Source organism: Longispora albida DSM 44784 (assembly GCF_000379825.1).
Lineage (GTDB): Bacteria > Actinomycetota > Actinomycetes > Mycobacteriales > Micromonosporaceae > Longispora > Longispora albida.
In genome coordinates, this window is the sequence record NZ_KB903834.1 from 352350 (window position 1) to 378123 (window position 25774).

Consider the following 25774-nt stretch of genomic DNA (forward strand, 5'->3'; position numbering starts at 1 on the left):
TCATAGTGTGGCCCCTCCGAGGAGCGAGTCCAGGAACTCCTGGCACCAGCGCAGCATCGGCACGTCGCGCAGCGGCTCGCCACCGACCCGGCGCGTCGACGGCCGGGGCAGGGACACGGTCTCGCCCGCCTGCTTGTACACGGCCTCCGGGTAGAGGCGCTTGAGCCGCAGCTGCTTGGAGTCCGGCAGCGTGAGCCCGGTGAACCGGACGAACTTGCCCTGCACCGACACGTCCGTGAGGCCGTAGCCCCGGGCGATCAGGCGCAGGCGGGCCACCTCGGCCAGGTTGGCGACCGGCTCGGGCAGCGTGCCGTACCGGTCCTTCATCTCCGCCTCGACGGCCGTCAGCGCCTCGGTGTCGCGCACCTCGGCCAGCTTGCGGTACATCTCCAGGCGCAGGCGCTCGGCACCGATGTAGTCGTGCGGGATGTGCGCGTCGACCGGCAGGTCCACCTTGACGTCTGCTGGTTCCTCTTCCTCGGCGCCGCCGCCCTTGAACTGCTGCACGGCCTCGCCGACCATCCGGACGTAGAGGTCGAAGCCCACGCCCTCGATGTGCCCGGACTGCTCGCCGCCGAGCAGGTTGCCCGCGCCACGGATCTCCAGGTCCTTCATCGCGACGAACATGCCGGCCCCCAGCTCGGTGTGCTGGGCGATCGTGGCCAGCCGCTCGTGGGCGTGCTCGGTGAGCGGCTTCTCCGGCGGGAAGAGGAAGTAGGCGTAGGCCCGCTCCCTGCCCCGGCCGACCCGGCCACGGATCTGGTGGAGCTGGGACAGGCCCAGCAGGTCCGCCCGCTCGACGATCAGCGTGTTGGCGTTCGGGATGTCGATGCCGGACTCGATGATCGTCGTCGCGACGAGTACGTCGAACTCCTTCTCCCAGAAGCCGACCATCACCTTCTCCAGCGCGTCCTCCGACATCTGGCCGTGCGCGGTGACGACGCGGGCCTCCGGTACGAGCTCGCGGAGCTTGCGGGCGGTCTTCTCGATCGACTCGACCCGGTTGTGCAGGTAGAACACCTGGCCGTCGCGGAGGAGTTCCCGGCGGATGGTGGCGGCGATGGTCCGCTCGTCGTAGGCGCCGACCGAGGTGAGCACCGGGTGCCGTTCCTCCGGCGGGGTCGCGATGGTCGACATCTCCCGGATGCCCGTGATGGCCATCTCGAGGGTTCGCGGGATGGGGGTCGCGGACATCGCGAGGACGTCCACGTTGGTACGCAGGGACTTGAGGTGTTCCTTGTGCTCGACGCCGAACCGCTGCTCCTCGTCGATGATCACCATGCCGAGCTGCTTGAACCGGGTCGACTGCTGGAGCAGCCGGTGCGTGCCGATCACGATGTCGACCGAGCCGGCCGCCACGCCCTCCAGCGTCACCGCCGTCTCCTTCGGCGTCTGGAACCGCGACAGCTGCCGGATCGCCACGGGGAACTGGCTCATCCGCTCGGTGAACGTGTTGAAGTGCTGCTGGGCGAGCAGCGTTGTCGGCACGAGCACCGCGACCTGCTTGCCGTCCTGCACGGCCTTGAATGCCGCCCGCACCGCGATCTCCGTCTTGCCGTACCCGACGTCGCCGCAGATCAGCCGGTCCATCGGGACCTGCTTCTCCATGTCGCCCTTGACCTCGTCGATCGCCGAGAGCTGGTCGGGCGTCTCCTGCCAGGGGAAGGCGTCCTCCAGCTCACGCTGCCACGGGGTGTCTGGGCCGAAGGCGTGGCCCTGCGAGTTCTGCCGGGCGGCGTAGAGCTGGATGAGCTGGGCCGCGATCTCCCGGACGGCCTTGCGGGCCTTGGCCTTCGACTTCTGCCAGTCCGAGCCGCCCATCTTGTGCAGGGTCGGGTTCTCGCCGCCGACGTACCGGGACAGCTGGTCGAGCTGGTCGGTCGGCACGTAGAGCCGGTCGCCAGGCTGGTTCTTCTTGCTGGCCGCGTACTCGATGACGAGGTACTCGCGCTCCGCGCCGTTCACCGTGCGCTGGACCAGCTCGACGTACTTGCCGATGCCGTGCTGCTCGTGCACGACGAAGTCGCCGGCCCGCAGCTCCAGAGGGTTGATCGTGTTCTTGCGCCGGGACGGCATCTTGCGCATGTCCCTGGTGGACGCGCCGCGCCCGCCGGTGACGTCGTTCCCGGTGATGATGGCGAGCTTGGTGGACTCGTCGACCAGGCCGCGCTCGATGTCGCCGGTCGTGACGGTGACCCGGCCGGGCTCGGGCAGCCCGGGCAGCGAGGGCAGGGACAGCGGGCCGAGGCCTGCCTCGTTCAGCAGCTCGATCGCGCGCTCGGCCGGGCCGTGACCTGCGAAGACGAGGACAACGCGCCAGCCGTCGGCGATCCAGCGCCGGACGTCGCCGAGCAGCGCCGCGCCGTCGCCGTGGTAGAGCGGGGCCGGCTGGGCAGAGGCGGTGAGCCCTTCCGTGCCGGTACCGAAGGGGGAGAAGGACCACCACTGCTGGCCGAGGCCCGCAGCGACCTGGCGGACATCCGCGAGACTGCGGAAGGTCGCGGCGCCGAGATCGATGGGGGCCTGGCCACCGACGGCGGCCGCGGCCCAGCTCGCTTCGAGAAACTCCTCGGCGGTACGGACCAGGTCGGCGGCCCGGCCGCGAATCCGCTCCGGGTCGCAGAGCACGACCGTCGTGCCCGAGGGCAGGCAGTCGAGCAGCAGCTCCATCCGGCCGGCGTTGAGGACCGGGGCCAGCGACTCCATGCCCTCGACCGCGATGCCCTCCGCGAGCTTCGCGCACATCTCCGCCAGGCCCGGGTACTCCCTGGCCAGCTCGGCGGCCCGCGCCCTGACCTGCGGCGTGAGCAGCAACTCCCGGCAGGGCGGGGCGGTCATGACCTCGGCCCGGTCCAGTGAACGCTGGTCGGCGACAGCGAAGTACCGGATCTCCTCGACCTCGTCGCCCCAGAACTCGACCCGGAGCGGGTGTTCCTCGGTGGGCGGGAAGATGTCGAGAATGCCGCCACGGACGGCGAACTCGCCCCGCTTCTCCACCAGGTCGACCCGGTTGTACGCGATGCCGGCCAGCGAGCGCACCACCTCGTCGAGGTCCGCGGACGTGCCGGAGCGCAGCTCGACCGGCTCCAGCTCGCCCAGCCCGGCGAGCTGCGGCTGGATGACGCTGCGGACCGGGGCCACGACGATCCGGACGTCGTCCTTGCGGGCGAGGCGGCGGAGCACGGCGAGGCGGCGGCCGACTGTGTCCGAGCGCGGGGACAACCGCTCGTGCGGCAGGGTCTCCCAGGCCGGGTAGAACTCGACAGTGTCGGCGGGCACGAGCGCGCGCAGGGCTGTGGCCAGCTCCTCGGCCTCGCGGGTCGTCGCGGTGACCGCGAGGACCGGGCCGGTGACCGCCGCTGCGACGAAGGGCCGCATGGCAGGCGGGCCGGTGAGATCCAGCTCGTCACCGCCGGCCCTGGCGGCGGAGAGTACGGGGTCGTCGATGGCTGCGGCGAGGAGGCCGGCGAGCTGCATTGATCCACTCCAGGCACGGCGTTAACCCCGATCCGAGTGCGGACCGGGGGTCTCTACCCTATCTCGGCCCAGCCCCCGCGCACGCCGTTATCGAGCGGGGTCCCCGGATGTCCAAATTGTTAATTTGAATAATGAAAATTGTCCGGTGTTCGTTTGAGAAGGCTTCTTCTATTTTGCGGTACCTGATCCAGGGATAGCCTGAGAAGGATTGCTGGCCAGTACCGGCTGCCCCGAGGGGGAGGGGAAAGGCAATGCGATCCTTCTACCGGACATTGACGTTCGTCATCGCCGGACTGGTGTTCGTGCAGTCCGCGATGGCCGTGTGGGCGGTTTCCGGCCTGTCGAAATGGGTGGACGACGGCGGCGTCTTCGACAAGAGCGTCATCGAGTCCGACGGCGAGATGCCCTTCCCCGAGATCTGGGGAATCATCATCCACAGCATGAACGGGACGTTCCTCATCCCGCTCGTCGGGCTGATCCTGCTGATCGTGTCGTTCTTCGCCCACATCCCGGGCGGGGTCAAGTGGGCAGCCATCATCTTCCTGCTGATCGCCATCCAGGTCACCCTCGGATACATGTCGCACGGCATCCCGCTGCTGGGCATGCTGCACGGCATCAACGCGCTGGCCATCGTCGGCGTCTCGATCACCGCTGGCAGGCGGGTCGCCCAGGTCGCACCGGCCAGCGTGACGACCGGCGTGGCTGGCGGCTGATCCGCTCGCGGCGTCATGGCCCGGCGCGCACTGGTGGCCACCGCGGCGAGCATCGTCGTCCTGGCCCCGCTCGCCTGGTTCTGGCAGGCCAGCCTGATGCCTGGCACCTACTCCATCATGGACGGTCACGGCGGGCACCAGCATCACGGCCGGGGCGTGCACACCCTCGTGGCTGATCCGGCACGGGCCGCCGATGTCCGGGTCACGCTCGTGGCCCGCAAGGAGCGGTTCAGGCTGCCTTCGGGGCGCGCCTTCGACGGCTACACGGTGAACGGGACGTCCCCGGGGCCGACCGTCCGGGCAGTCCAGGGCCAGCTGGTCGAGGTGACCCTGGTCAACGAGTCGGTACCGGACGGGGCGACCGTCCACTGGCACGGCATCGACGTACCCAACGCGGCGGACGGGGTCGCCGGGGTCACCCAGGACGCGGTGCCGCCCGGCGGGTCGTTCACGTACCGGTTCGTGGCGGAGCAGGCGGGCACGTACTGGTACCACTCACACCAGGTGTCCCACGAGCAGGTCCAGAAAGGGCTGCTCGGAGCCGTCGTGATCGAACCGGGTACGCCGAGGGGTGGCGTGGTCGCGCTGGTGCACCGGTACGGGGCCGTGCGGACGGTGAACGGGTACGCGGGTGATGTCGTGCAGCCGAGCGCTGCCGGAGAGCGGGCCCGGGTCCGCGTGATCAACACGGACAACGGGCCGATGACGTCCTGGGTGACCGGCGCGCCGTTCACGCTCGCGGCCATCGACGGTACCGAGGTCCGCGAGCCGGCCCCGGTGACCGGGCAGGGCGTGCTGGTCACCTCCGGCGGCCGGGCGGACATCGAGGTCGTCGTACCGGAGGCGGGCGCGCGGATCGAGCTGGGCGGTGACACGGCCATCGTGCTGAGCCCGCCGGGAAGCGTGGCAGGCAAGCGCTCGCCGGCGCCCGCGAGGATGGTCGACCCGCTGGCCTACGGCGCACCGGCGGCCGTGGCCCCGATCGACCCGGGACGGGTCAACCGGGAGCACGAGTACAGCATCGGGCGGCGGCCGGGCTTCCTCGACGGGAGGCCCGGACTGTGGTGGACGGTCAACGGGCGGATGTTCCCCGACGTACCGGACTTCCGGGTGGCGGAGGGCGACGTCGTCCGGTTCACGGTGTCCAACCACAGCGGAGAGGTGCACCCGATGCACCTGCACGGGCACCACGCCCTCGTGACCAGCCGCGACGGCGTACCCGCCACCGGCAGTCCCTGGTGGACGGACTCGCTGAACGTGGCCAGCGGGGAGACCTACGAGATCGTGTTCGTCGCCGACAACCCGGGCCTGTGGATGGACCACTGTCACAACCTCCCGCACGCCGCACAGGGACTCATGGCCCACGTCTCGTACGAGGGAGTCACGACCCCGTTCCTGATCGGCGGACCGGCCGCGAACAGCCCCGAGTAGGCGCTCATCGGGCGTGCGGATCTCTGCGCGTTACTTCTTCCAACCGATATGTCACGCAATAAGCTGTTCGGCGTGGAGGTAACGCGATGACCGACAAGCAGCCCGAGACCAGCCCGCAGGGGCCAGGCCAGCCGGAATCCGCCGCGGGCCAGCCCAAGCCCGGGGCTGATCCCTTGGCCGGCACTGAAGCCGCGACCGGGGCCTCGGCAGCGGGATCGCCACCTCCGGCCAAGGACCCAGCGCCGCCCGCCGGAAAGGGCTCTGAGAAAGCGTCCGCGAAGGAGCCGGAGAAGGAGTCTGCGAAGGAGTCCGAGAAGGCGCCTGACGAGCGGGCGGAGCAGGAGCCCGAGGAAGCGCCGGCCGCCGGCGAGGACTCGGAGCCGGCAGGCAAGTCCGATGCCGGGAAGGCTGAGGGCGAGGCTGGTCCGGAGAGTACCGAGGGTGCGGATCTGCCGCCGGTCGCCACGGACTGCTGGCCGACGGAGGAGAAGGTCGGCGAGGCCGAGAAGGAGCAACCCGCCGAGAAGGCTGGCGAGAAGGCCGCTGTCGTGGCTGCCACGAGCAAGGACACTGAGGATTCGGCGGCCAGCTATCTGGAGATCGCCACGGCGTCGCCTCCTGAGCAGGCCCAGCCGGTCGTACCTGCCACCGTTGCCGCAGCAGCAGCCGCCTCCGTGAAGACGCCGGTCGAGCCTGCTGCCGAGCTGGCCACCGCGACGGATCAGCCCGTGGCGGTGGCCGTCGCCGAGGAGGAGGTCGGGCGGAAACCGCTGCGGGTACGCGGGAAGCACGCCGCGCCCCGGCACCGGATCTGGAACGCGCTGTGGTTCATCCCGGAGCCGATGAGCGACCGGTGGTGGCGCAGCTGGTTCATGCGCTCGCTTCTGCTGCTGACCGGGGTGCTGCTGCTGACCGGGTTGTTCGTCGGGGCGTATGTGGGGGCTCTGCACAATCCGGTACCGAAGAATGTTCCTGTCGGTGTGATCAAGGGTGACGCGCCAGCCCACCAGCTGCTCGCGACGCTCCGGCAGCGCAGCGATGCCCTGCAGGCCGTCGAGTACAGCTCGGCGGACGCGGCGAGCAGCGCGCTGGAGAAGCGGCGGGTCTACGCCGTGCTCACGTTCACCACGAGCGAGGACGCGCCGGGGGCCGGGCTGACGGTGGCCACGGCAGGCGGGCCGTCCGCCGTTCTCGTGATCACCGAGACGCTGACCACCGCCGCCGACGCGGCTTCGATCCCGCTGACCGTCACCGACGTCGCGCCGCTCGACGACGAGGACCCGCACGGGCTGTCGCCGTTCTACCTGGTGGTGGGCTGGGTGGTCGGCGGGTACCTCGCCGCGACCGTCCTGGCGCTGTCCACCGGCACGGTGCCGCGCAACTTCGAGCGGGCTGCGATGCGGCTGGGCGCGCTGGCACTGTTCTCCGCACTGGCCGGTTTCGCCGGGGCGCTGATCGTGACGCACGGCCTGCACATCTGGCCCGATCACCTGCTCGGCCTGACCGTGACCGGTGCGCTGACGGTGTTCGCCTCTGCGGCTGCCGCGAGCGCGCTGAGCGGCTGGCTGGGCATGACAGGTACCGGAGTCGCGATCTTCCTCTTCGTCATCCTCGGCAACCCGGGCTCGGGCGGCATCTACGCGCCGGAGCTGCTGCCGAGGGTCTTCCGGGGCCTGCACAACTGGGTGCTGCCCGGCCTGGGCACGGATCTCGCCCGCTCGGTCGCGTACTTCGACGGCAAGGGACCCGGCCGGGCTGTCACCGGCCTGGTCCTCTACGCGGCCGCCGGCGTGATCGGCCTGCTGCTGGCGACAACCGTGCTCGGCAAACGGGGCAACCGGTAGCCTCCACAATCATGATCGAGCTGAGGCCCGTGACCGGGGTCAACTGGCGGGGAGTCGCCGCGCTGGAAGTGAAGCCGGCGCAGCAGGAATTCGTCGCCGCGTCCACGTACTACCTGAGCCTGTGCGCGTACGGCGACCTGTGGCAGCCGCTGGCGGCGTACCACAACGAGGAGGTGTGCGGCTTCCTGATGTGGGCGGTCGAGGGTGATACCTGCTGGCTGGGCGGGATCATCGTGGACCGCAGGAAGCAGGGTGCCGGGCTCGGCCGGGCGATGGTCGAGGCGGCGATGGCGCACCTGCCGTACCAGAAGTTCGCGCTGTCCTACGACCCGCTCAACGAGACCGCCGCGAAGCTGTACAAAAGCATTGGTTTCGTGGAGACCGGAGAGATGGAGGACACGGAGATCGTGGCCCGCCTCGCCCGATAGTGAGCTCGCCCCGCCGATAGGGTGAGTCAGATCTCCCGGACAGCGCGGTCACGGGCTCCGTCTCTTCTGAACGAGGGAGCACCAGATGCTCGAAGAAGACGCCGAACTCCGTGCAGACGTCCGCCGCCTGGGCACCCTGCTGGGCCAGGCGCTCGTACGCCAGGAAGGCCAGGGCCTCCTCGATCTCGTGGAGGAGGTCCGGGCCCTGGTCCGGGCCGACGGCGACGCGGCGGAAGCCAGGCTCAGCGCCGTCGACGTGGAGACGGGCATCAAGCTGACCAGGGCCTTCGCGACGTACTTCCACCTGGCCAACATCGCGGAGCAGACGCACCGGGGCCGCGAGCTGCGCCGGCAGCGCGCCAAGTCCGGCGGCTGGCTGGAGCAGGTCGCGCAGCGGATCACCGAGCGGGGCGTCCCGGCTGGCGAGCTGGAGGCCGCTGTCCGCAAGCTCGCGGTCCGGCCCGTGTTCACCGCGCACCCGACCGAGGCTGCCCGCCGGTCGATCCTCACCAAGCTGCGCGCGGTGGCCGACACGCTGGACGCGGAGGCCGCGGCGCTGGCCCAGGGCTTCGGCGAGGACGCCGAGCCCCGGCTGGCCGAGCTGATCGACCTGCTCTGGCAGACCGACGAGCTGCGGCTGTCCCGGCCGGAGCCGACCGACGAGGCCCGCAACGCCGTGTACTACCTGTCCGACCTGTACACCGAGGCCGCCCCGCAGGTGCTCGCCGACCTCGCGTCCACCCTGGACAGCCTCGGCGTGAAGCTGCCGCCGACCGCCCGGCCGCTGACCTTCGGTACCTGGATCGGCGGGGACCGCGACGGCAATCCGTACGTGACTCCGCAGGTCACGAAGGAGGTGCTGCTGCTCCAGCACGAGTACGGCATCCGCGCGGCGGAGAAGGCGATGGACGCGCTGCTCAACGAGCTGTCGATCTCCCGGCGGCTGCGCGGGGTCTCGCTGGACCTGGCAGCCAGCGTCGCCACGGACCTCGACCGGCTCAAGGAGCTCCCGGAGCGGTTCCGCCGGGTGAACGCCGAGGAGCCGTACCGGCTCAAGGCCCGCTGCGTCAAGCTCAAGCTGGAGAACACGCGGCAGCGCCTCGCGACCGGCGGCACGCACTCCCCCGGCCGCGACTACCTCGGCACGGCAGACCTGCTGGCCGATCTCGAACTGATCCGCGTCTCGCTGAGCAGGCACGGCGGGCGGCTGGCCGCGACCGGGCACCTGGAGGCGCTGGTCAGGGCGGTGGCGGCCTTCGGTCTCCCGCTGGCGACGCTGGACATCCGGGAGCACGCCGACGCCCACCACCACGTCCTCGCGCAGCTCTACGCGCACGTCGGCGAGGCGGCGTACCTCAGCCTGACCCGTGAGGAACGCACCGCCCTGCTGATCAAGGAGCTGGACTCGCGCCGCCCGCTGTCCACTCCGGACACTCCGCTGGACGCGGCCGGCACGAAGACGCTCGGGGTGTTCCGGGAGATCCGGGCGGCCCGGAAGGTGTTCGGGCCGGAGATCATCGAGTCGTACATCATCTCGATGACCCAGGGCATCGACGACGTACTGGCGGCCGTGATCCTCGCCCGCGAGGCAGGCGTGTCCGGCATCGGGTTCGTGCCGCTGCTGGAGACCCCGGCCGAGCTGGCAGCCGGCGGCATCCTGCTCGACCAGCTGCTGTCGATCCCGGCGTACCGGGCCATCGCCGGCTCCGTGCAGGAAGTGATGCTCGGCTACTCCGACTCGAACAAGGAAGCCGGGATCACCACCTCCCAGTGGGCGATCCACCAGGCCCAGCGGGCGCTGCGGGACGTGGCGGCCAAGCACGGCGTCCGGCTGCGCCTGTTCCACGGCCGGGGCGGCACGGTCGGGCGGGGCGGCGGCCCGACCCGCGAGGCGATCCTCGCCCAGCCGTACGGGACGCTCGACGGGGCCATCAAGGTCACCGAGCAGGGTGAGGTCATCTCCGACAAGTACACGCTGCCGTCGCTCGCCAGGGAGAACCTGGAGCTGTCGCTGGCCGCCGTGCTGGAGGCGACCGTCCTGCACACAGCGCCGCGTCAGCCCTCGGAGTCGCTGGCCGCGTGGAACTCCACTATGGAGGTCGTGTCCTCGGCGGCGTTCGGCACGTACCGGGGCCTGGTCGAGGACCCCGATCTGGCGGCGTACTACTGGGCCGTCACGCCGACCGAGCTGCTCGGCGCGCTCAACATCGGCTCGCGGCCGGCCAAGCGCCCGGACGCCGGGGCCGGGCTGGGCGGGCTGCGCGCGATCCCGTGGGTGTTCGGCTGGACGCAGTCCCGGCAGATCGTCCCCGGCTGGTACGGCGTCGGGGCCGGCCTGGCCGCCGCCCGCGAGGAGGGGCTGGGCGACCTGCTGGCCGAGATGTACGAGCGCTGGCACTTCTTCCGCACCTTCCTGTCCAACGTGGAGATGACGCTCGCGAAGACCGACCTGAGCATCACCGGCCGGTACGTGTCCTCGCTCGTGCCGGAGCACCTGCACCGGTTCTACGACCAGATCGCGGCCGAGTACGAGGCCTCGGTGCGCGAGGTGCTGGCGATCACCGGGGAGTCCTCGCTGCTGGAGGCCCAGCCGAGCCTGCGCAGGACGCTCGCTGTCCGTGACACGTACCTGGAGCCGCTGCACCATCTCCAGGTCGCCCTGCTCAAGCGGCACCGGGCCCAGCCGGACCCGACGGCGGAGCGGGCGCTGCTGACGACGGTCAACGGGATCGCGGCCGGGCTGCGCAACACCGGCTGAGCCGCCCGGCAGGAAGGTGTACTAGCGGTACACCCCAGCGGTATGTACTGTGGGTGCATGCCGCTGCCCCGCTTTGACCGGCTGGCCGCCGACCGGCAGGCCGCCATTCTCGCCGTGGCCCGGGTCCAGTTCGCAGAACACGGACCCGAGGCCGCCTCCTACAACAAGATCATTGAGCTGGCCGGGATCTCGAAGACGGCCGCGTACCACTACTTCGACGGCAAGGACGACCTGCTCGGCGCGGTCCTCGACGATGTCGGGGCCCGCGTGCTGGGCGCCCTGGGCGACTGGGAGCCTGCCGGTGACGCCGCTGGTTTCTGGGGGCAGCTCCGGGCCGGGTCGGGCCGGCTCGTGGCCCATCTCGCCGAGCATCCCGACGATCAGGCGCTGGCTCCGCTGGCGTTGGAGCGGCCGGTGGCGCACGCCGGTACACAGTGGATATCTGGTGTGGTCGCCAACGGCCAGGAGCTGGGGATCATCCGGAGCGATCTCGACCAGGCCCTGCTCGTGGCTGTGACAACGGCCGTGTTGCAGACCCTCGACGGCTGGGCGCTGGCGGGGAATGCGGTCGGCGAGGAAGCATGGAGCCTGCTCGCGGGCCTGTGGGGCGAGCCGCGATGAGGACGGACCTCGTCGCCGACTGGGAGGTGCCCCGGCCGTCCGGCGCGCTCGACAGGGTCATGGGTCCCGGCAAGACGCGCGCCGAGACCGTCACGGAGCTCTCGGGCGGGCTCGTCGCGGCGGCCCTCATCGCCTGGCACGTCTGGGGCGACTTCACCGGCTGGCAGCTCGCGGTCGTCGCGATCCTCGCGCTCGACCTGGCCGGCGGCGTGATGACCAACGCGACCAACTCCGCCAAACGCTGGTATCACCGCAGCCCCAAAGCCAAACCCCGCCTCATGTTCGTCACTGTCCACATCGCACACCTGGCCGCGGTCGTTTTCCTGGGTGGTACCTGGCTGTGGTTCGCCACCAACGCCGCCCTGCTGCTGGCCTCGGCCCTCCTGATCGAAGGCGTACCAGTCGCGATCCGCCGGCCCACCGCGATGGCCGCGTACATGGCGTTCTTCCTGCTGAACCTGGGCTGGCTGCCCGCTCCCCTGGCCTGGTTCCCGGCGCTGTTCTACCTCAAGCTGCTCGTCTGCCACCTGGTACCGGAGGCACCCCTCCGTGACCGCTGACCTCGCGGGCCTCCTGGCCACGGCCTTCTCCGCAGAGCCGGGCATGACCTGGCTCTGCGGCACCCGCAAACGCCCGTGGTTCGCGGCGACCCTCCGGCTGCCGGTCGACCGCGTCCTCGTACCGGGCGCGGCGGCCCTGATCACCCCGCCCGGCTCGCGCATCCCGCCGCTGACCCAGGCCCGGTGGGCCGCTTCGGTACTCGCCGGCTGCGGCCCGCGCGCCGTCCGCCGCACCCTCGGCTACCTCGCCCGCACCGAACCGCTCAAGCCGGCCGGGGCCTCCGTGCTCGAATTCGTCGGCGTCCTCCCCGAGGACCGTGGCCGGGGCCTGGCCCGCCAGCTCATCACCGCGATCCCGGGCCCCCTCTTCCTCACCACAGCCGACCCGGCCAACATCCCGCTGTACACGAAGCTGGGATTCACTGTCACGGAAACAGTGCGAATCGGGCCACTGACGGTCACGGCGATGCTCCGGGAGTGAGTCGTAACTACCTGGACTTCCTGGTTGCCAGGACAACAGCCAGCGCTACGACGCTCCCGACGACGGCGAGACAGACAAGCAGAACTGCGAAATGCCACGGTTGCATAGATCCCATGCGATCAACCTTAAGCCAACCGCCCATTGAGGACTGTCCTGCTTTCTGGCTGCTACTAGGCTCGCTTATTCGCAGCACCGGCACGATCAGGCTCGTATCCTGCAACACAGCCACCGGCAGGAACGCCGGCAGTGGATGAGCCTGAACGGGGAGGCACCTGATGAGCGAAGCGTTCTACGCGCAAGCGAAGCTGTACGACCTGATGTTCCCGGGCGGCGGGCCGGCGGTCGACTACTACCGGGCCGAGGCCAGCAGGCAAGGCGGAAGCGTGCTCGAACTCGGGTGCGGCACCGGGCACAAACTCATCCCCATCGCGTCCGACGGGCATCCGAGCACAGGCCTGGACTTCTCGTCGGAGATGCTGGCCGAGGCCCGGCGCAAGGCCGACGAGCGCGGTGTGGCGGTGGAGTGGGTCCAGGGCGACATGCGGGCCTTCGACCTGGGCCGCACGTTCGACCTCGTGTTCATCACAGCCAACTCCCTGCTGCACCTGCACGAGGCCGAGGACCTGATCAGCTGCTTCCGGTCGGTACGCAGGCACCTGGCACCCGGGGCACGGTTCGTCTTCGACGTGTTCAACCCGAACGTGAGCATGCTCGCCGAAGCCAACGGCACGCGGCGTACCCGCAGATCGCTGTCGTTCACCGATCCTGACCGTGGCACCGTCAGCGTCGACATCACCGAGACCTACGACGCGCCCTCACAGGTCACACGCGGGACATGGCACCTCTCGGCCGAATCCGAGCCCGACTTCCTCGTCGCACCGGTCGAACTCAGGAGCATCTTCCCGCAGGAGCTGCTGCTGCTCCTCTCACTCGGCGGCCTCCGGCTCACCGAACGCTTCGGCGACTGGTCCGGCGGGCCGTTCGCCGGGGACGCGTCGCTGCAACTCTGCGTCTGCGAACCCGTGTGACCGAACTGCGGCACATCCCGCTAAATATGCGGCTGGGGTTCGCCGTCACGGCGGAACTCGAGTCGGCCGGTGTGGCGGCGCTGCTCACCTATCGGTACTCGCCGTGCGGTATCGCCAGGTTCCACGATTCCCGTTGAGCGCGACGGCAACTGTCTATTTCGGCTGGGTCGCGCGTCAGCTCTCCACCCGCGAAACGCCCCTCGGAATCGAAGTGCATCCGGACCACGTACTGATCGTCGAACAACCAGAAGTCGTCGCCGGGGAGGTCCAGGCCGGTCGCGAGTTCCCTCGGCAGCCACCGGATATCCTCACCGGCGCCTGCATTGAGTGAAGCAACAGCCAAGCCCCAGCGCGTGTAGTCGCCATGCGGAACGGTGACGACTCGCACCCGGCTCATCCGCTTGCCCGCAGCCGTCAACTCCCGAACACCCGCCAGCCACGGCTCATGCCAGGCGAAATCGTCGTGCAGCCCATCAAGGAACAACCGGAACGGCCCCGACTCCGCCGGCTCGTAGTAGGTATCGCGCAACTCCAGCCGGAACGCCGTCCGCCCGAATGTCCGGAACAGCGCCTCGAACGCGTCGGCCCGCAACAGTTCCATCAGCTCACCCGCTTTCGCGTTCCCCAGCCGACGAGCAGGTCGCGTGTGCATACAACAGCGCCACCAGCGTCGTGCCAGCCACGATGTCCCCCTTGGCGATCAGGGTGACGATATCCGCCAGTGGCACCCACTCGATCCGTTCCGACTCGAAGCCGTCCTTCGGCATGCCAGTGTAGGTGGCCGACTCCGCGAGGAAGACATAGTGCTCAGAGGTCATCAGCCCCGGCGATGGCTGTGTGTACACCAGTTGCCGCAATCCCTCTGGCCGCCAGCCCGTCTCTTCCTCACACTCGCGAGCAGCAGCCTCCACGGGCACCTCGCCCCGGTTCATGCCCCCGATCGGGATCTCCCATCCCCAGGTATCGGTGATGAACCTGTGCCGCCACATCAGGAGTACCCGGCCCTCCCGCAGCAACACCACCCCCGCGCTGGGGGCGGTACTCCGCATCAGCCGGTGATCGAGGTGCCTCCCGTCAGGCAACTCGACGTCAGCGGACACGAGATGCACCCACTGGTCCTGGTACAGAGTCCGCTCGGAGTGCACCGTCCACTTCATCGCTGGCTTCCCGCTTCCATATCGAGGAAGAAGGTCACGCACGCCAGCCGATCACGTCGGTGTTCAACGCCGCCTCGGCGAGCTGGCGGGCAGAGGAGGTCTTGAGCGAGGCCAGCGAAGAGTCGATCCAGGGCTGGACGTTGGCGTTGCCCTGGCTGCGGTACTCGACGGCCTGCACGAGGCATTCCAGCTTGTCGGCGTCGTTCGCGACCCGGGCCTCCAGCGTCTCCTTGTCCTCATACTCGTCGACCGCTGCCTGAATCATCATGGACACCTCAGGAGGGCAGCCATCGACCTGATCCGCCGTGACCTTCTCGTTGGGGGCCGCAGTGAGATATCGGCGTCCGATGTGGGGGATGTCGCCGACCCGGGTTTCCTGCGTGTCGTGCAGCAGGCACAGCAGCGCCACCCGGGCAGGATCCGCGCCTTCCATGGCAGCCAGGATCGCGCCGATGATGCCTACCCGGAACGAGTGATCGGCGATGGACTCCGGGGACGGGACCCCTGCGATCCACCAACCCGTACGCTTCGCACGCTTGAGCATGCCAACTTCGAAGACGTACCGCATCGCAGCTTCGGGGCCTGTCACGCTTGTCTCCTCGTTGTCGTGATGCCAGCCGTCTTGAGGACGTAGAGAATCGAACTCAGTTCCTGACGAGACTGCCGCGAGATGTCGTGCTGCGATTGAGCACGAGCGAGCCGAGTGGATGCCTGTCAAGAGAACAGGTTGCCGGATCCTGGTCGATCAACGTTGCCAGCAGGCGATCGGCTTCGAGCGCGTCGTGCAGTGATCCGAAGATCGCCATATCCGCGCCGAGACGAAGGAACGTGTCGCGCAGGTTCGACATGGTCTCGATGGTGGTCTGCGAGAGTGGCCTCCGGCCCGATTCCCAGCTTTGGAGCGTCGTCCGGTCCACACCAAGATCTTCCGCCAGGTGTTCCTGGCTCAGGGGAACAGATTCCCGGACTGCTTTGATCACTTGGCCCGCGACAATCCCAGCCGTCCTGCCCATTGCCCCGGTCTCCTCGACTGCCAGTCAGCAATAGTGCTCAGCCAAAGCCTCGGCGGGCAATCACAGGATCGGCCAACGTGTACTTCGAGTCAGTCGCCCGGCTTCGTCTCCGATCGTAGTCTCGTCGTCACTCGTCCGATAGTGGGAGGTTGCGATGCGTGAACCGCAGTTGCTCGGAACTCTGGACACTCACGTTCAGGACGGCTGGCATCGCGTTGTCGGCCTGTACATGTACGACGACGTGGCCGGCCATGTCCACACCCATTGGCTCCGAACCGGCGACATCTATGGAATCGTCCACGATGGAGCGTCATGGACGATCGCTGGAGGCTGCTGGACCGAGCCGGGGCATACGTACCGGCTCCACCGCCCCGGCCGCACCGTATCGGTTCTGCCCACCGCGCAAGGCGATCGGGTACTCGATCGCACGGCCGGCTACCAGGTGCACGCCGCCGGTCCCGAACAGTGGGAACTGTGGCAGGTCAACACGACTGTCCCGCGTGCCAGGGACAGCCGGACTGGCTGGCTGCCCCGTCCGTGAACAGCCGGGTCAGCGGCGGCCCGGTTCCAGCCAGCCCTCTGCGGTCAGGTACTCCAGGACGGTCTGTACCGCCTCGTCCACAGTGCCGGCCGTGTCGAGCGTGATCTCGGCGTCGGTCGGTGCCTCGTACGGGTCGTGGACCCCGGTCATGTTCGTGATCTCGCCAGCCCGGGCCTTGGCGTAGAGGCCCTTGCGGTCGCGGTGCTCGCAGACTTCGAGCGGGGTCGCGATGTGCACGAGGATGAAGCCGGCCCCGGCCTCGTGCGCGAGGCGGCGGGCGTCGGCCCGGCCGGAGTGGTACGGAGCGATCGGGCAGCACAGCGCCATGCCGCCGTGCCGGGCGACCTCGGCGGCCACGTAGCCGATCCGGGCGATGTTCAGGTCACGGTCGGCGCGGGAGAAGCCGAGTCCCTTGGAGAGCAGGCGCCGGACGACGTCACCGTCGAGCAGGCTGGCGCTGCGCTCGCCGCCTTCGAGGAGCGCCTCGTGGACGCCTCGGGCGATCGTGGACTTACCGGCGCCGGACAGGCCGGTGAACAGGACGACCAGGCCGCGCTCGCGCCTCGGCGGGCGGGAGCGGCGTACCTCGCGGGCCACGGCCGGCGGGGTGTGCCACTCGGGCAGGGTCACGCCACGGTCGAGCAGGTCGGCGATCTCCTCATTGGTCAGTGCGAGCCGCCGGGTGTGCGGGGGCACGTCGTCGCGGGAGCGCCACTGGCCGTCGCGGGAGTCGTACGCGAGCTCGCGCGGCAGGACGACCCGCAGGCCGCCGGAGGTCAGCGCGGTCGCACCCGAGAGCAGGTGGGTCACGCCGTAGGCGGCGGCGACCCGGTTGTACAGGAGCGCGTCGCGGAAGTCGTCGCCGGTCTTGGCCAGCGGCACGGCGACGATCGTGCAGGACGGCAGCCGGTCGCGGGCGGCGAGCACCGCGCGGACCAGAGCCTCCGGCGGGAGGCCGTCCGGGCCGGGACCGCCGACCGGGATCATGATCAGGACATGGCCAGCGATCGTACGGGCGGCGTGCGCGAGCTGCGCCAGCTGCGGCCGGTGCAGGGGGCGGTCGGCGAACACGCCGAGCACCCGGCCCTGCGGCAGCTGGTCGCGGACCTCGGCCGGGCCGAGACGCAGCTTGCGGAACGGGCCACGCGGGCCCTCACCGAGCCTGCGGAGCTGGCCGGAGATGTACATCGACCCGGCGCGCGCCTCCCACGCCTCGGTCACGTCGAGCGCTGCGGCCGGTGCCGCCTCGGCGTCGGTGAGCACCAGGACCCTGCGGATCGGGTTGGCCAGGTCGAGCTGCTCGGTCAGGCCGATCGGGATCTCGAGGGTGACCGGGGCCGACCACTGCGTACCGTCGGCGAGCCTGCCCCGCCGGGTGACCGAAGCCAGGTCCTCCCGGCCGAGGAAACCCGTCAGCGGGGCATAAGCCCCGCTGAGCAGCAACTCCAGGTCAGCAAGTTCCCGAGGTCTCGGCGTGTACGCCGGCGCGCCCCGCAGCACCTCTTCCGGCAGCACCCAGCCGTTCATCCGCAGCCCCCTCCTCGCACCCGGTACAGTCTCCCAGCCTGTCAAGACCAGGTCGAGACGCCACCCAGGGCTGTCAGGCTTGCGTCAGATCAGCGGCACCGAACGAGGCACTGAACCGTTTACACCAGATCGTCACGCTCGCGACCTGGCCGAGGTCAGCTCCTGCCGGTATCTCGTACACCTGACTGCCCTTGTTGCCTTTGAGCCGTCCGAGGTCAAGGTACTTCGTCTTGGTCAGTTCCGTGAATGCCGCAGGACGGTCAGACAGCCAGACATACAGATCCGGGCCGTTGCTCGTGTCGAGATCCCGCAGAGCGAGAACCCGGCGGCCGTCAGCGAGCCGCACGATCTCGGCCGTGCCCCTGGTCTCGTGCTCGTGGCTGATGAAACTCCCCCTGCGGAGCACGACATCGGCAGCTGGTGGCGTCTGGGCCGGTGACGCGGGTGCGGACGACACGGCCGGCGACGCGACCGGCGACGGCAGCGTCTCGTTCACGGCCTGGTCGTAGAACAGCTTCTGCGGCTGGAACCAGACGAGCACGAAGACTGCCAGGGCAACCGCGAGGACCAGACCCCCGGCGATCAGCTTTTTCCTCATGCCTACAGCCTGAACGCCCAACCAAGATTCAGACCTTACGGGGCCGTGACGGGCAGGCCGTAGAGCTGGTTGAGGTCGACGAGGTCGACAGCTCCGGACTCCGCCTCCTTGACGAGTTCAGGGGTGAAACCAGCTCCGGAGTAGCAGGCCAGCCGGGTCCCGGAGGTGTCGTATCTGGTGCTGCCGCTCAGCAGGGTCCGGATTCGACGGAGGCGTTCCAGGTGGCCCATGCCCATTCTTTCCTGCCATTTGGCCTCGCCAATGGACAGCAGTGGCGGCTTGCCGCCGTCCGAGTAGCCGACGACAGCGACGTCAACCTCGTGGCTCGTCTTGTTCGACGGATCGTTGACCACGCCGCTGCCCACCTGCGTGACCAGATCGCCGAAGAAGCCGCCCGAGTATCGCAGCGCCCACTCCCGGCAGATCCATTCGAAGTGTGGCCCGAGAACGCTGCCGGCGAGCCGCCGCTGGCTCATCCGCCACACCTGCTCGGCATTGCCGGTTCTGTCCAGCAGGGACCACGCTGGTCGCATGATCGAGTGGTGGAAGGTGACCAGTGGCTCCGCGATCCGGTACGTCGTCCGGTTGTCGCGGAAGACGTCCGCTTCTTTGATCAGGAGGCCGGCGCCCTCCAGCACGTTCAGCGGGTGCGCGATGTCCGTCGCCTTGCGGCCCAGGTAGTTCGCGATCCCTCCCCTGGTGCTGTTTCCTTCCGCGACGCCCGCGAGCACGGAATGGAACAGGCCCGAGTCCCGGATGTCTGGCTCTTCCGCCAGGAGGTAACGAGCTTCCCGGAACAGCGGGCTCTGCGAGTTGAGCACCGCTCGCACCACCCAGTCGCCGAAGTCGTCCAGATCAGCGGGTGTGTCTCCGCGCAGGAACTCCGTGCGGTACGCCGGGGTGCCGCCCACGATGGCGTTGGTCATGAGCGCGAGCCTCGGGTCGCCGATCCCCCAGAACTGGGCGGCCAGCCGGTGGTCGAGCGTGTGCACGACCAGTTCGAGCCCGGCCCGGCCGCGGAGCGGGGCGTTGCCGGCCAGGAGCGACCCCATGAAGGACATCGCCGAGCCGCAGAGCAGGAGGCGTGCCCGAGATCCGGTGCGGTCGGGGCCGAGCGGCCGGTACGCGCCCTGAATGATCGATGGCAGTGCCGGGCTGGCCTTGACCAGATAGGGAAACTCGTCCAGCACGACGGGAACCGGCCGCTCGGCTCCCAGCCGGAGCAGCGCCTCGATCGCGTGATGCCAGCTTTCGAATGCCAGCGGCCCGGGGGCCCGGAGGAACGCCGCGAGTGTCTCTCCCAGTCGCCGGAGCGATTCGGCCTCCGTGGCCTCCGCTGCCGAGAAGAAGAAGCCGCCCGCTTCCCGTGCGACGGCGTCCAGCAGGAAGGTCTTGCCCTGCCGGCGGCGGCCGGATACCACCCCGAGGGTCGCGCCAGGCTGCTCGTCACTCACGAATCTGGACAGTGCGGCCCATTCATGGTCACGGTCGAACATTTCAGCGGGCTTCTTCATCCCCCAGGTTTATAGGACTGTAGTTATAAGAACTACAGTCCTATAAACCTGGCCAGCCTGGTTACCGGAGGCGGACGTCGAAGACGCGGCTGCGCATCAGGTCGCGGAAGGCGGCTTGGGCTTCCGGGGTGGCGTCGATGCGGGAGTCGCGGCCCTCGGCGTTGGGTGAGTCGAAGTAGACGATCGCCTTGACTCTCGGGAAGAGCGCGAGCTGGTCGAAGGCCGTGCGGTAGAACCAGGGCTTGTGGGCCGGGTTGCCACTGGACTGCCACACGCCCCACTCCGCGACCATGAGCGGCTTGTCGGGGAAGGTCCGCGCTGCCCACGAGTAGAAACCTGGCCACTGGGCGCCTTGCTTGGTGCGGTTGACCATCTCGACGAAGTCGCCGAAGCCGAAGCCGGCGTCGCTGTAGGCGTACACGTCCCAGCCGACCCAGTCGATGATGTCGTTGCCCGGGTAGAGGTCGCCGAACCACGGCTGGGTGTTCCACGGGATGTAGGACATGTACGAGATGACGGTGACCGCGTTCGTCACGCCCTTGCCGCGCAGCCGTTCCACCACGTGGCGGAACATCGCCGCGTAGTCCTTGGCCGTCTGGCCGGAGCCGTCGCGGGCGTCGACGTCGTTCTCCGGTTCGTGGTGGACGGTGAGGTAGAACGGCTCGGGGAAGTTCTTCACGATGTGCGCGGCGAGCCGGTCGATCACCGGGTCGAACTCACCGGCCGCGACCTGCGCCCAGGTCATCTTGTACGGCTTCCAGTTCAGGAACAGGATGCGGTTCTTGCCCGGTTCCCTGGCCAGGGAGATCTCTGTCGGGGTCGGGAAGAGTTCCTCGCCGCGGTGGTAGGCGTGGTAGATCTGCTGCGTCCGCCCGGCCTTCGCCTCGAACTCGCGCATGGCCTCGTCCCTGGGCTGCGAGGTGTGGGCGGCCGGGGCGACGCCGGTCAGGATGCCGCAGGTCGGGACGAGCAGCCGCTCCAGCACGCAGTCGGGTACCGGCGGGTCGTGCGGATCCGGGTCGACCGGCCGCATCGTCAGACCGGGCGTGGGCAGGCCGGTACCTGTCGGGACCGGGCCTGTCGGGACGGGAATGGTCGGCGTCGGCGGCAGCGGGCTCGGGGACGCCGAGGGTGACGGGAGCGAGGAAGGCGACGGGGTCGGGCTGGGCGACGGCGAAGGGGACGGAGATGGGGACGGGGACGGGGATGGGCTGGCCGAAGGGGACGGTGAGGCGCTCGGGCTCGGGGACGCCGAAGGGGACAGCGACGGCGACGGCAGGGTCGGTGACGGTACCGGGCGGGTCGTCGGGAAGTCCGTCGGCCGGGGCCACCGGTCGTCAGGGGAGGGGACGCGGGCCGGGCCCGGTTCCCGGGTGAGGCGCAGCGCCGGGGCGCCCGTCGGCGACTCCGAGCTGTAGAACCGCTGGATCTTGCCGGGGCTGGTGACGGCGAAGGAGTACGCGCCCGGCCCGTTCACCGCGCGGGTCACGTCGAAGGTCAGGTCCTCGGCGCCGGCCGCGAGGAGGCTGCTGCCGAGTACCCGGCCGGCCAGCGGGGCGCGCTGCGCGAGGGTGCGGTCGCTCCAGCCGGTGTCGGGTACCGCTGCCAGCTCGATGAGCGCCTCCGTGGAGCCCGGGAGCGGGGTGAGCACCACGGCTGCCCGGAGCTTCCCGCCGCCCTTGGGGAGGTCGGTGACCTGGAAGCGCAGGTACGCGACGTGCGCCTGGACTCCGGACGTGCCGGTTCTCAGCTCTGGCTCGCGGGCGCTGGCCGGGGTCCGGCCGTCTCTCAGGTACCCGTCGGCGCTGGCCTTCACGGACACCGGCCGGGTGGGCGACGGGCCGGTGCAGGCGACGGCGGCCCCTCCGGCACAGAGCACGATGGCGGCGAGGGCGACTCGGCGGTCAATGCGGCTCATACCAGGATATTTAACGCGCTTCTGGGGATCTTCGGGACCAAACTGCGCACCCTCGGCGCAATCTCACTCGTTTGGCCGTACGTCGGCCCTCCGTTCGCCTGGCTTCGAGCCCCGCCCCGCGACGACCGGCCCGCACCACCCGGGGAATACAATCCCTTATCTGTACCTTTGTCGGAATAAATTCCAGAAAGGTGTCCCCGCCCTGATGGACGCGACCCGGCCGGCCAGCTACGACCTCTCCGACTACCTGAGCGCGCTGCGCCGAAGCTGGTGGCTCGCCCTGCTGGTCGCGCTCGGCGGGGTGGTCCTCGCCGCCGGGTTCACGCTGACCCAGGAGAAGCTGTACCAGTCGGCGGCCTCCGTGCTCGTCCAGCCGACCGGGGTCACCGACACCAACGTGGCCGGCGGCCGGACCAAAGGCGAGATCAACCTCGACACCGAGGCCCAGCTCGTGAAGTCGACCGAGGTGTCCGCCGACGCCGGCAAGCTGATGCGGAGCACGCGCCAGCCGCGCCAGCTCGCCAAGCGGGTCTCCGTCACGGTGCCGCCGAACACGTCGGTGCTGGTCATCACGTACTCCGAGCACACGCCGCGCGGGGCACAGGCCGGGGCGCACGCCTTCGCCGAGGCGTACCTGGCGAACCGGAACGAGAGCGCGAAGGCCGAGCTGACCGGGCAGTACAACACGATGGACCGCAAGATCAAGCAGGTCAGCGCGGACCTGAGCGCGATCGACGGGCGGATCACCGGGGACAAGACGGCCGACAAGCAGGCCGACCTGGACAGCCGGCGGACCAACCTCACCAACCAGCTCAACGCGCTGACCAGCCGGTTCAACCAGCTCGCGACGACAACGGTCAACGGCGGGAAGATCATCAGCGACGCGGACCTGCCGAACAGGGCCGTCAAGCCGAACACCGCGCTGAACCTGGGTTCCGGCGCGCTGACCGGGCTCGTCCTCGGCGTCGGCTTCGCACTCGGCCGCGAGCGCTTCGACCGCAAGGTCCGGCGGGGGATCGACCTGCCGCGCCGCGCCGACGTCGCGCTGCTCGCCGAGCTGCCCGTGATCGGGGCGGCCTTCGAGCCGCTGACCGAGCCCGGCCGGATCTTCGCCAGGCTGCGCAACGAGATCGTGGCGGCGACGAGCCACCGGGTACTCGTGGTCACGGGTGCCGCCGAGGGTCCGGGTGCCGGGCTCGTCGCCGCCCAGCTCGCCGGGGCGTTCCAGCACGCCGGCAACGACACCGAGCTGATCACCGACTACGCCACCGACGCCGGCGGGCAGTTGCAGGTCGAGCCGGTGCGGCGGCGGGTGGAGGAGCTGCGCGGCCGGGCCGAGTACGTGATCATCGAGGCGCCGTCCACAGCGGCCAGTGCCGACGCGCAGAGCCTCGCCAGCCTGGCCGACGCCGCGCTCGTGGTCGTCGAGCTGCGCCGGACCACGCACGCGCAGGTACTCGACGCCGCGGAGCAGCTCCGCCGGGTCGACACCGTCCTGCTGGGCGGGCTGGTCACCCCGAAGCTGCCCGCCCGGCCAGCCGAGCCCGTCCAGGTCAAGGCCGAGGCCGCACAGGCCGCCCGCACGTGACCGCCACAGCTCTCCCCGTCCGACCGCTCCGCCCGCAGCGGCCACGCTGGCTGCCCCTGCCGCCGGCCTGGCCGCTGACCGGGATCCTCGCCCTCTATCCACTGTGGTGGGCACTGGGCCTCGGCGTGCTGATCTTCCCGATCATGGCGGTGCCGATGGCGTGGTGGCTGCTGCGGAACCGGCCGGTGCGGGTACCCCCCGGCTTCGGCCTCTGGCTGCTCTTCCTGGTCGCGGTGCTCGGCAGCCTCACGGCGCTGGGCTACTCCCCCGCAGGCACCCTCCCCGGCACGGTCATCGGCCGGATGCCGGGGGCCGGGTTCCGGGTGATCGAGTACGGCGCGCTGACCATCATGCTGCTCTACGCCGGCAACCTGCCCCGGCAGTGGCTCTCCCAGCGCAGGCTCATCACCCTGCTCGGCTGGCTGTTCGCCGTGACGGTGGCCGGCGGGCTGCTCGGGGTGGTCGCCGGGCACTGGGAGTTCACGTCGCCCGTCGAGTCGCTGCTCCCGCACAAGCTGCGCAGCATGGGCTTCATCAAGTCCCTCGTGCACCCGTCGGCAGCCCAGATCATGGACGTGCTCGGCGGCGACCCGATTCCCCGGCCGGCCGCGCCGTGGGGGTACACGAACACGTGGGGTAACAACTACTGCCTGCTGGTCGGCTGGTTCGTGATCGCCTCCCGGGCGTACAGGAAAAAGAAGTGGCTGGCGGCAGCGGTGCTGGCCGCGAGTGTCGTCCCGGTCGTCTACTCCCTCAACCGCGGCCTGTGGATCGGCCTGGCCGTGATGGCGGTCTACGTCGCGATCCGCTTCGCCATGCAGGGCAGGCTGTGGCCGCTCGGCGGCCTGGCCGTCGGCGCGGCGACGATGGCGCTGCTCGTGGTCGTGAGCCCGCTCGGCAACCTGGTCGGGGCGCGGCTCGAACACGGCAAGTCCAACGACGTGCGGATGTACGTCACGACGCAGGCGCTCGCCGGGCTGCGCGAGTCCCCGCTGATCGGCTTCGGCTCGACCCGGACGACGACCGGCGGGCGCAACTCGATCGCGGTCGGCAGTTCCTCGGACTGCGAGCGCTGCGGCAACTTCACCCTCGGCGGCAACGGCCAGCTCTGGCAGACGCTCTACGCGCACGGGCTGATCGGCACGGCCGCATACTTCGGTTTCTTCGGGTACGGGATCTGGCGGTTCCGCAGGGACCGCAGCCCGGCCGGGCTGGCCGGCTCGGCCTGCCTGGTGGCCAGCTTCTCGGCGATGTTCTGGTACAACGCGCTCGTCACTCCGCTGGCCTTCCTGCTGCTCGCATACGCCCTGCTGTGGAGGAACGATGCCGCACACGCCGCCGCTGGAAGGGGTGGGGACGACAGTGCCTGCGAATAACGCGCCGGCTGAACTGACCGCGGGTGACGCGCAACTACGGTCGGCGTACCTGGCCGAGGTGCTCGCTGTGCTCTACCCGGAGCCCGAATCCGGTTCCGGGGACGGGATCGAGTACCTCGTCGTCCCGGACGCCCGGCGGCCACGGCTGCTCGTACCCGCCGACGACCGGAAACTGGCCGCTGCAGCCGTGCGCCGGTACGCGGAGCCGACCTCCCGGCTGGCCCGGCTGAAACGGGACGCCGTCGTGGCCGCGCTGAAGACGGGTGCCTCGGGGCTGCTGCTCCGGGACAAGGTCCGGGTCGGCGGGTCCGGCGGGATCGACGAGTACCTCAAGGCCGCGCTCGGCCAGGACGTCCGGCTCAGCGTCCACATCGGACCGGCCAGGGCGAACCGCAAGCCGGTGATCCAGCTCCTGACGCCGGCCGGCGCGACGGTCGGCTTCGTCAAGCTCGGCGTCAACGACCTGACCCGCCGGCTGGTCCGCGCCGAGACGAACGCGCTGTCCACGCTCGCGTGCGCCGGGCTGGAACAGATCACCACGCCAGCCGTCCTGCACAGCGGGGAGTGGCGCGGGAACGAGGTGCTGGCCCAGTCGGCGCTGCCGATCTGGCAGCCACGTGCCCCGATGCGCGACCGGCTGCCGTACGCGATGCGCGAGCTGGCCGAGGCCTTCGGCATCACCCGGTGCCGGCTCGCGCAGAGCGAGTACCGTGGCCGGCTCAGCACCCGCCTGAACGCCCTGACCAGCTCGCCGGACGGCCGCGTCCTGGCCAGGGCCGGGGCCGACCTGATCCAGCGGGCCGGCTCGGCCCAGCTGTCCTTCGGTGCCTGGCACGGCGACTGGACCCCGTGGAACATGGCGGCGCTGTCGGACACCCTGCTCGTCTGGGACTGGGAACGCTTCACCACCGGCGTGCCGATCGGCTTCGACGCCGCGCACTACGCCCTCCAGTCGGCGATCGTCACCGCGGGCCGTGAACCGGCCACGGCGGTCGACACCGTGATCGAGACCGCCCCCGCGCTGCTAGCGCCGTTCGGGGTCGGATCGGCCGCGGCCCGGATCACCGTCCTGCTCTACCTCGCGGACCTCGCTGCGCGCTACCTGACCGACCGCCAGGCCGAGGCCGGTGCCCGGCTGGGCGTGCTGGGCAGCTGGCTGCTGCCGGCGCTGGTCCGCCGGGTCGCTCATCTCTAGTCACGT

At 69.9% G+C, this 25774-nt stretch carries 22 protein-coding genes; 13 read left to right on the plus strand and 9 right to left on the minus strand.

Annotation, left to right across the window (positions count from 1 at the left end):
- Nucleotides 1-3477 carry a transcription-repair coupling factor gene (gene mfd, locus A3G1_RS36180; protein WP_018351693.1) on the minus strand — a complete coding sequence of 1159 codons (3477 nt, stop codon included), beginning with the start codon at nt 3475-3477 and terminating at the stop codon, nt 1-3.
- Nucleotides 3478-3728: 251 nt separating this feature from the next.
- On the opposite strand from mfd, the gene A3G1_RS0122210 reads away from it, so the two are divergent.
- The 9 genes from A3G1_RS0122210 (at nt 3729) to A3G1_RS0122250 (ending at nt 13341) form a co-directional block, all read left to right on the plus strand.
- On the plus strand, nt 3729-4190 hold the full coding sequence (locus tag A3G1_RS0122210) for a hypothetical protein (RefSeq protein WP_018351694.1): 462 nt from the start codon (nt 3729-3731) through the stop codon (nt 4188-4190).
- Between the two features lie 15 nt (nt 4191-4205).
- The gene (locus A3G1_RS0122215) at nt 4206-5621 is read left to right on the plus strand and encodes a multicopper oxidase family protein (RefSeq protein ID WP_018351695.1); all 1416 of its coding nucleotides are present in this window, start codon (nt 4206-4208) and stop codon (nt 5619-5621) included.
- An 86-nt stretch (nt 5622-5707) separates the two neighbouring features.
- Nucleotides 5708-7465, plus strand: coding sequence for a hypothetical protein (locus tag A3G1_RS40140; RefSeq protein WP_018351696.1), 1758 nt, complete (start codon nt 5708-5710; stop codon nt 7463-7465).
- Between the two features lie 11 nt (nt 7466-7476).
- Nucleotides 7477-7893: a GNAT family N-acetyltransferase gene (locus A3G1_RS0122225; protein ID WP_018351697.1), complete on the plus strand. Its 417-nt coding sequence runs from the start codon at nt 7477-7479 to the stop codon at nt 7891-7893.
- Between the two features lie 85 nt (nt 7894-7978).
- Nucleotides 7979-10651 (plus strand): phosphoenolpyruvate carboxylase, encoded by a 2673-nt coding sequence (ppc, locus tag A3G1_RS0122230; RefSeq protein WP_018351698.1) that lies wholly within the window; start codon nt 7979-7981, stop codon nt 10649-10651.
- A gap of 57 nt (nt 10652-10708) precedes the next feature.
- A complete protein-coding gene (locus A3G1_RS0122235; RefSeq protein ID WP_157641278.1) occupies nt 10709-11272 on the plus strand; it encodes a TetR/AcrR family transcriptional regulator in 564 nt (187 codons plus the stop codon).
- On the plus strand, nt 11269-11832 hold the full coding sequence (locus A3G1_RS0122240; protein ID WP_026212397.1) for a hypothetical protein: 564 nt from the start codon (nt 11269-11271) through the stop codon (nt 11830-11832). The genes A3G1_RS0122235 and A3G1_RS0122240 overlap by 4 nt, the downstream gene beginning before the upstream one ends.
- Nucleotides 11822-12313, plus strand: a complete 492-nt coding sequence (locus A3G1_RS38865) for a GNAT family N-acetyltransferase (protein ID WP_018351701.1) — start codon at nt 11822-11824, stop codon at nt 12311-12313. Before A3G1_RS0122240 ends, A3G1_RS38865 begins: the two co-directional genes overlap by 11 nt.
- A 275-nt stretch (nt 12314-12588) precedes the next feature.
- The gene (locus A3G1_RS0122250; protein ID WP_018351702.1) at nt 12589-13341 is read left to right on the plus strand and encodes a class I SAM-dependent methyltransferase; all 753 of its coding nucleotides are present in this window, start codon (nt 12589-12591) and stop codon (nt 13339-13341) included.
- Between the two features lie 88 nt (nt 13342-13429).
- On the opposite strand, the gene A3G1_RS0122255 is transcribed toward A3G1_RS0122250, so the two are convergent.
- The 4 genes from A3G1_RS0122255 to A3G1_RS36190 all read right to left on the minus strand — a co-directional run bounded on the left by A3G1_RS0122255 (nt 13430) and on the right by A3G1_RS36190 (nt 15478).
- Nucleotides 13430-13942 (minus strand): DUF6879 family protein, encoded by a 513-nt coding sequence (locus tag A3G1_RS0122255; RefSeq protein ID WP_018351703.1) that lies wholly within the window; start codon nt 13940-13942, stop codon nt 13430-13432.
- A 4-nt stretch (nt 13943-13946) separates the two neighbouring features.
- Nucleotides 13947-14498, minus strand: a complete 552-nt coding sequence (locus tag A3G1_RS0122260; protein ID WP_018351704.1) for an NUDIX domain-containing protein — start codon at nt 14496-14498, stop codon at nt 13947-13949.
- Between the two features lie 34 nt (nt 14499-14532).
- Nucleotides 14533-15066 carry an HD domain-containing protein gene (locus A3G1_RS0122265; RefSeq protein ID WP_018351705.1) on the minus strand — a complete coding sequence of 178 codons (534 nt, stop codon included), beginning with the start codon at nt 15064-15066 and terminating at the stop codon, nt 14533-14535.
- Between the two features lie 76 nt (nt 15067-15142).
- On the minus strand, nt 15143-15478 hold the full coding sequence (locus A3G1_RS36190; protein WP_157641279.1) for a helix-turn-helix domain-containing protein: 336 nt from the start codon (nt 15476-15478) through the stop codon (nt 15143-15145).
- 187 nt (nt 15479-15665) lie between these two features.
- Here A3G1_RS36190 and A3G1_RS40720 point away from each other — a divergent pair, with 187 nt between their 5' ends.
- Nucleotides 15666-16052: a hypothetical protein gene (locus A3G1_RS40720; RefSeq protein ID WP_018351707.1), complete on the plus strand. Its 387-nt coding sequence runs from the start codon at nt 15666-15668 to the stop codon at nt 16050-16052.
- Between the two features lie 9 nt (nt 16053-16061).
- On the opposite strand, the gene cysC is transcribed toward A3G1_RS40720, so the two are convergent.
- The 4 genes from cysC to A3G1_RS40725 all read right to left on the minus strand — a co-directional run bounded on the left by cysC (nt 16062) and on the right by A3G1_RS40725 (nt 21609).
- Nucleotides 16062-17579 (minus strand): adenylyl-sulfate kinase, encoded by a 1518-nt coding sequence (gene cysC, locus A3G1_RS0122280; RefSeq protein WP_018351708.1) that lies wholly within the window; start codon nt 17577-17579, stop codon nt 16062-16064.
- 73 nt (nt 17580-17652) lie between these two features.
- Nucleotides 17653-18177, minus strand: coding sequence for a DM13 domain-containing protein (locus A3G1_RS0122285; protein WP_018351709.1), 525 nt, complete (start codon nt 18175-18177; stop codon nt 17653-17655).
- A 35-nt stretch (nt 18178-18212) separates the two neighbouring features.
- Nucleotides 18213-19691, minus strand: a complete 1479-nt coding sequence (locus A3G1_RS0122290) for an AAA family ATPase (protein WP_026212399.1) — start codon at nt 19689-19691, stop codon at nt 18213-18215.
- 61 nt (nt 19692-19752) lie between these two features.
- Nucleotides 19753-21609, minus strand: a complete 1857-nt coding sequence (locus A3G1_RS40725) for a CBM96 family carbohydrate-binding protein (RefSeq protein ID WP_051110612.1) — start codon at nt 21607-21609, stop codon at nt 19753-19755.
- 205 nt (nt 21610-21814) lie between these two features.
- Here A3G1_RS40725 and A3G1_RS36200 point away from each other — a divergent pair, with 205 nt between their 5' ends.
- Genes A3G1_RS36200 through A3G1_RS0122310 form a run of 3 tightly spaced genes read left to right on the plus strand, consistent with a single transcriptional unit; the run spans nt 21815 to nt 25768 of the window.
- Nucleotides 21815-23197, plus strand: a complete 1383-nt coding sequence (locus tag A3G1_RS36200; RefSeq protein ID WP_018351712.1) for a Wzz/FepE/Etk N-terminal domain-containing protein — start codon at nt 21815-21817, stop codon at nt 23195-23197.
- Nucleotides 23194-24573: an O-antigen ligase family protein gene (locus A3G1_RS36205; protein ID WP_020539681.1), complete on the plus strand. Its 1380-nt coding sequence runs from the start codon at nt 23194-23196 to the stop codon at nt 24571-24573. Before A3G1_RS36200 ends, A3G1_RS36205 begins: the two co-directional genes overlap by 4 nt.
- Complete coding sequence (locus A3G1_RS0122310; protein WP_245563565.1) at nt 24560-25768, plus strand: hypothetical protein; 1209 nt, start codon at nt 24560-24562, stop codon at nt 25766-25768. Before A3G1_RS36205 ends, A3G1_RS0122310 begins: the two co-directional genes overlap by 14 nt.
- Nucleotides 25769-25774: the final 6 nt, after the last annotated feature.

Coding starts and splice junctions, on each gene's coding strand:
- mfd (WP_018351693.1), bottom strand. CDS start 3,477: ATGCAGCTCGCCGGCCTCCTCGCCGCAGCCATCGACGACCCCGTACTC.
- A3G1_RS0122210 (WP_018351694.1), top strand. CDS start 3,729: ATGCGATCCTTCTACCGGACATTGACGTTCGTCATCGCCGGACTGGTG.
- A3G1_RS0122215 (WP_018351695.1), top strand. CDS start 4,206: ATGGCCCGGCGCGCACTGGTGGCCACCGCGGCGAGCATCGTCGTCCTG.
- A3G1_RS40140 (WP_018351696.1), top strand. CDS start 5,708: ATGACCGACAAGCAGCCCGAGACCAGCCCGCAGGGGCCAGGCCAGCCG.
- A3G1_RS0122225 (WP_018351697.1), top strand. CDS start 7,477: ATGATCGAGCTGAGGCCCGTGACCGGGGTCAACTGGCGGGGAGTCGCC.
- ppc (WP_018351698.1), top strand. CDS start 7,979: ATGCTCGAAGAAGACGCCGAACTCCGTGCAGACGTCCGCCGCCTGGGC.
- A3G1_RS0122235 (WP_157641278.1), top strand. CDS start 10,709: ATGCCGCTGCCCCGCTTTGACCGGCTGGCCGCCGACCGGCAGGCCGCC.
- A3G1_RS0122240 (WP_026212397.1), top strand. CDS start 11,269: ATGAGGACGGACCTCGTCGCCGACTGGGAGGTGCCCCGGCCGTCCGGC.
- A3G1_RS0122250 (WP_018351702.1), top strand. CDS start 12,589: ATGAGCGAAGCGTTCTACGCGCAAGCGAAGCTGTACGACCTGATGTTC.
- A3G1_RS0122255 (WP_018351703.1), bottom strand. CDS start 13,942: ATGGAACTGTTGCGGGCCGACGCGTTCGAGGCGCTGTTCCGGACATTC.
- A3G1_RS0122260 (WP_018351704.1), bottom strand. CDS start 14,498: ATGAAGTGGACGGTGCACTCCGAGCGGACTCTGTACCAGGACCAGTGG.
- A3G1_RS0122265 (WP_018351705.1), bottom strand. CDS start 15,066: ATGCGGTACGTCTTCGAAGTTGGCATGCTCAAGCGTGCGAAGCGTACG.
- A3G1_RS40720 (WP_018351707.1), top strand. CDS start 15,666: ATGCGTGAACCGCAGTTGCTCGGAACTCTGGACACTCACGTTCAGGAC.
- cysC (WP_018351708.1), bottom strand. CDS start 17,579: ATGAACGGCTGGGTGCTGCCGGAAGAGGTGCTGCGGGGCGCGCCGGCG.
- A3G1_RS0122285 (WP_018351709.1), bottom strand. CDS start 18,177: ATGAGGAAAAAGCTGATCGCCGGGGGTCTGGTCCTCGCGGTTGCCCTG.
- A3G1_RS0122290 (WP_026212399.1), bottom strand. CDS start 19,691: ATGAAGAAGCCCGCTGAAATGTTCGACCGTGACCATGAATGGGCCGCA.
- A3G1_RS40725 (WP_051110612.1), bottom strand. CDS start 21,609: ATGAGCCGCATTGACCGCCGAGTCGCCCTCGCCGCCATCGTGCTCTGT.
- A3G1_RS36200 (WP_018351712.1), top strand. CDS start 21,815: ATGGACGCGACCCGGCCGGCCAGCTACGACCTCTCCGACTACCTGAGC.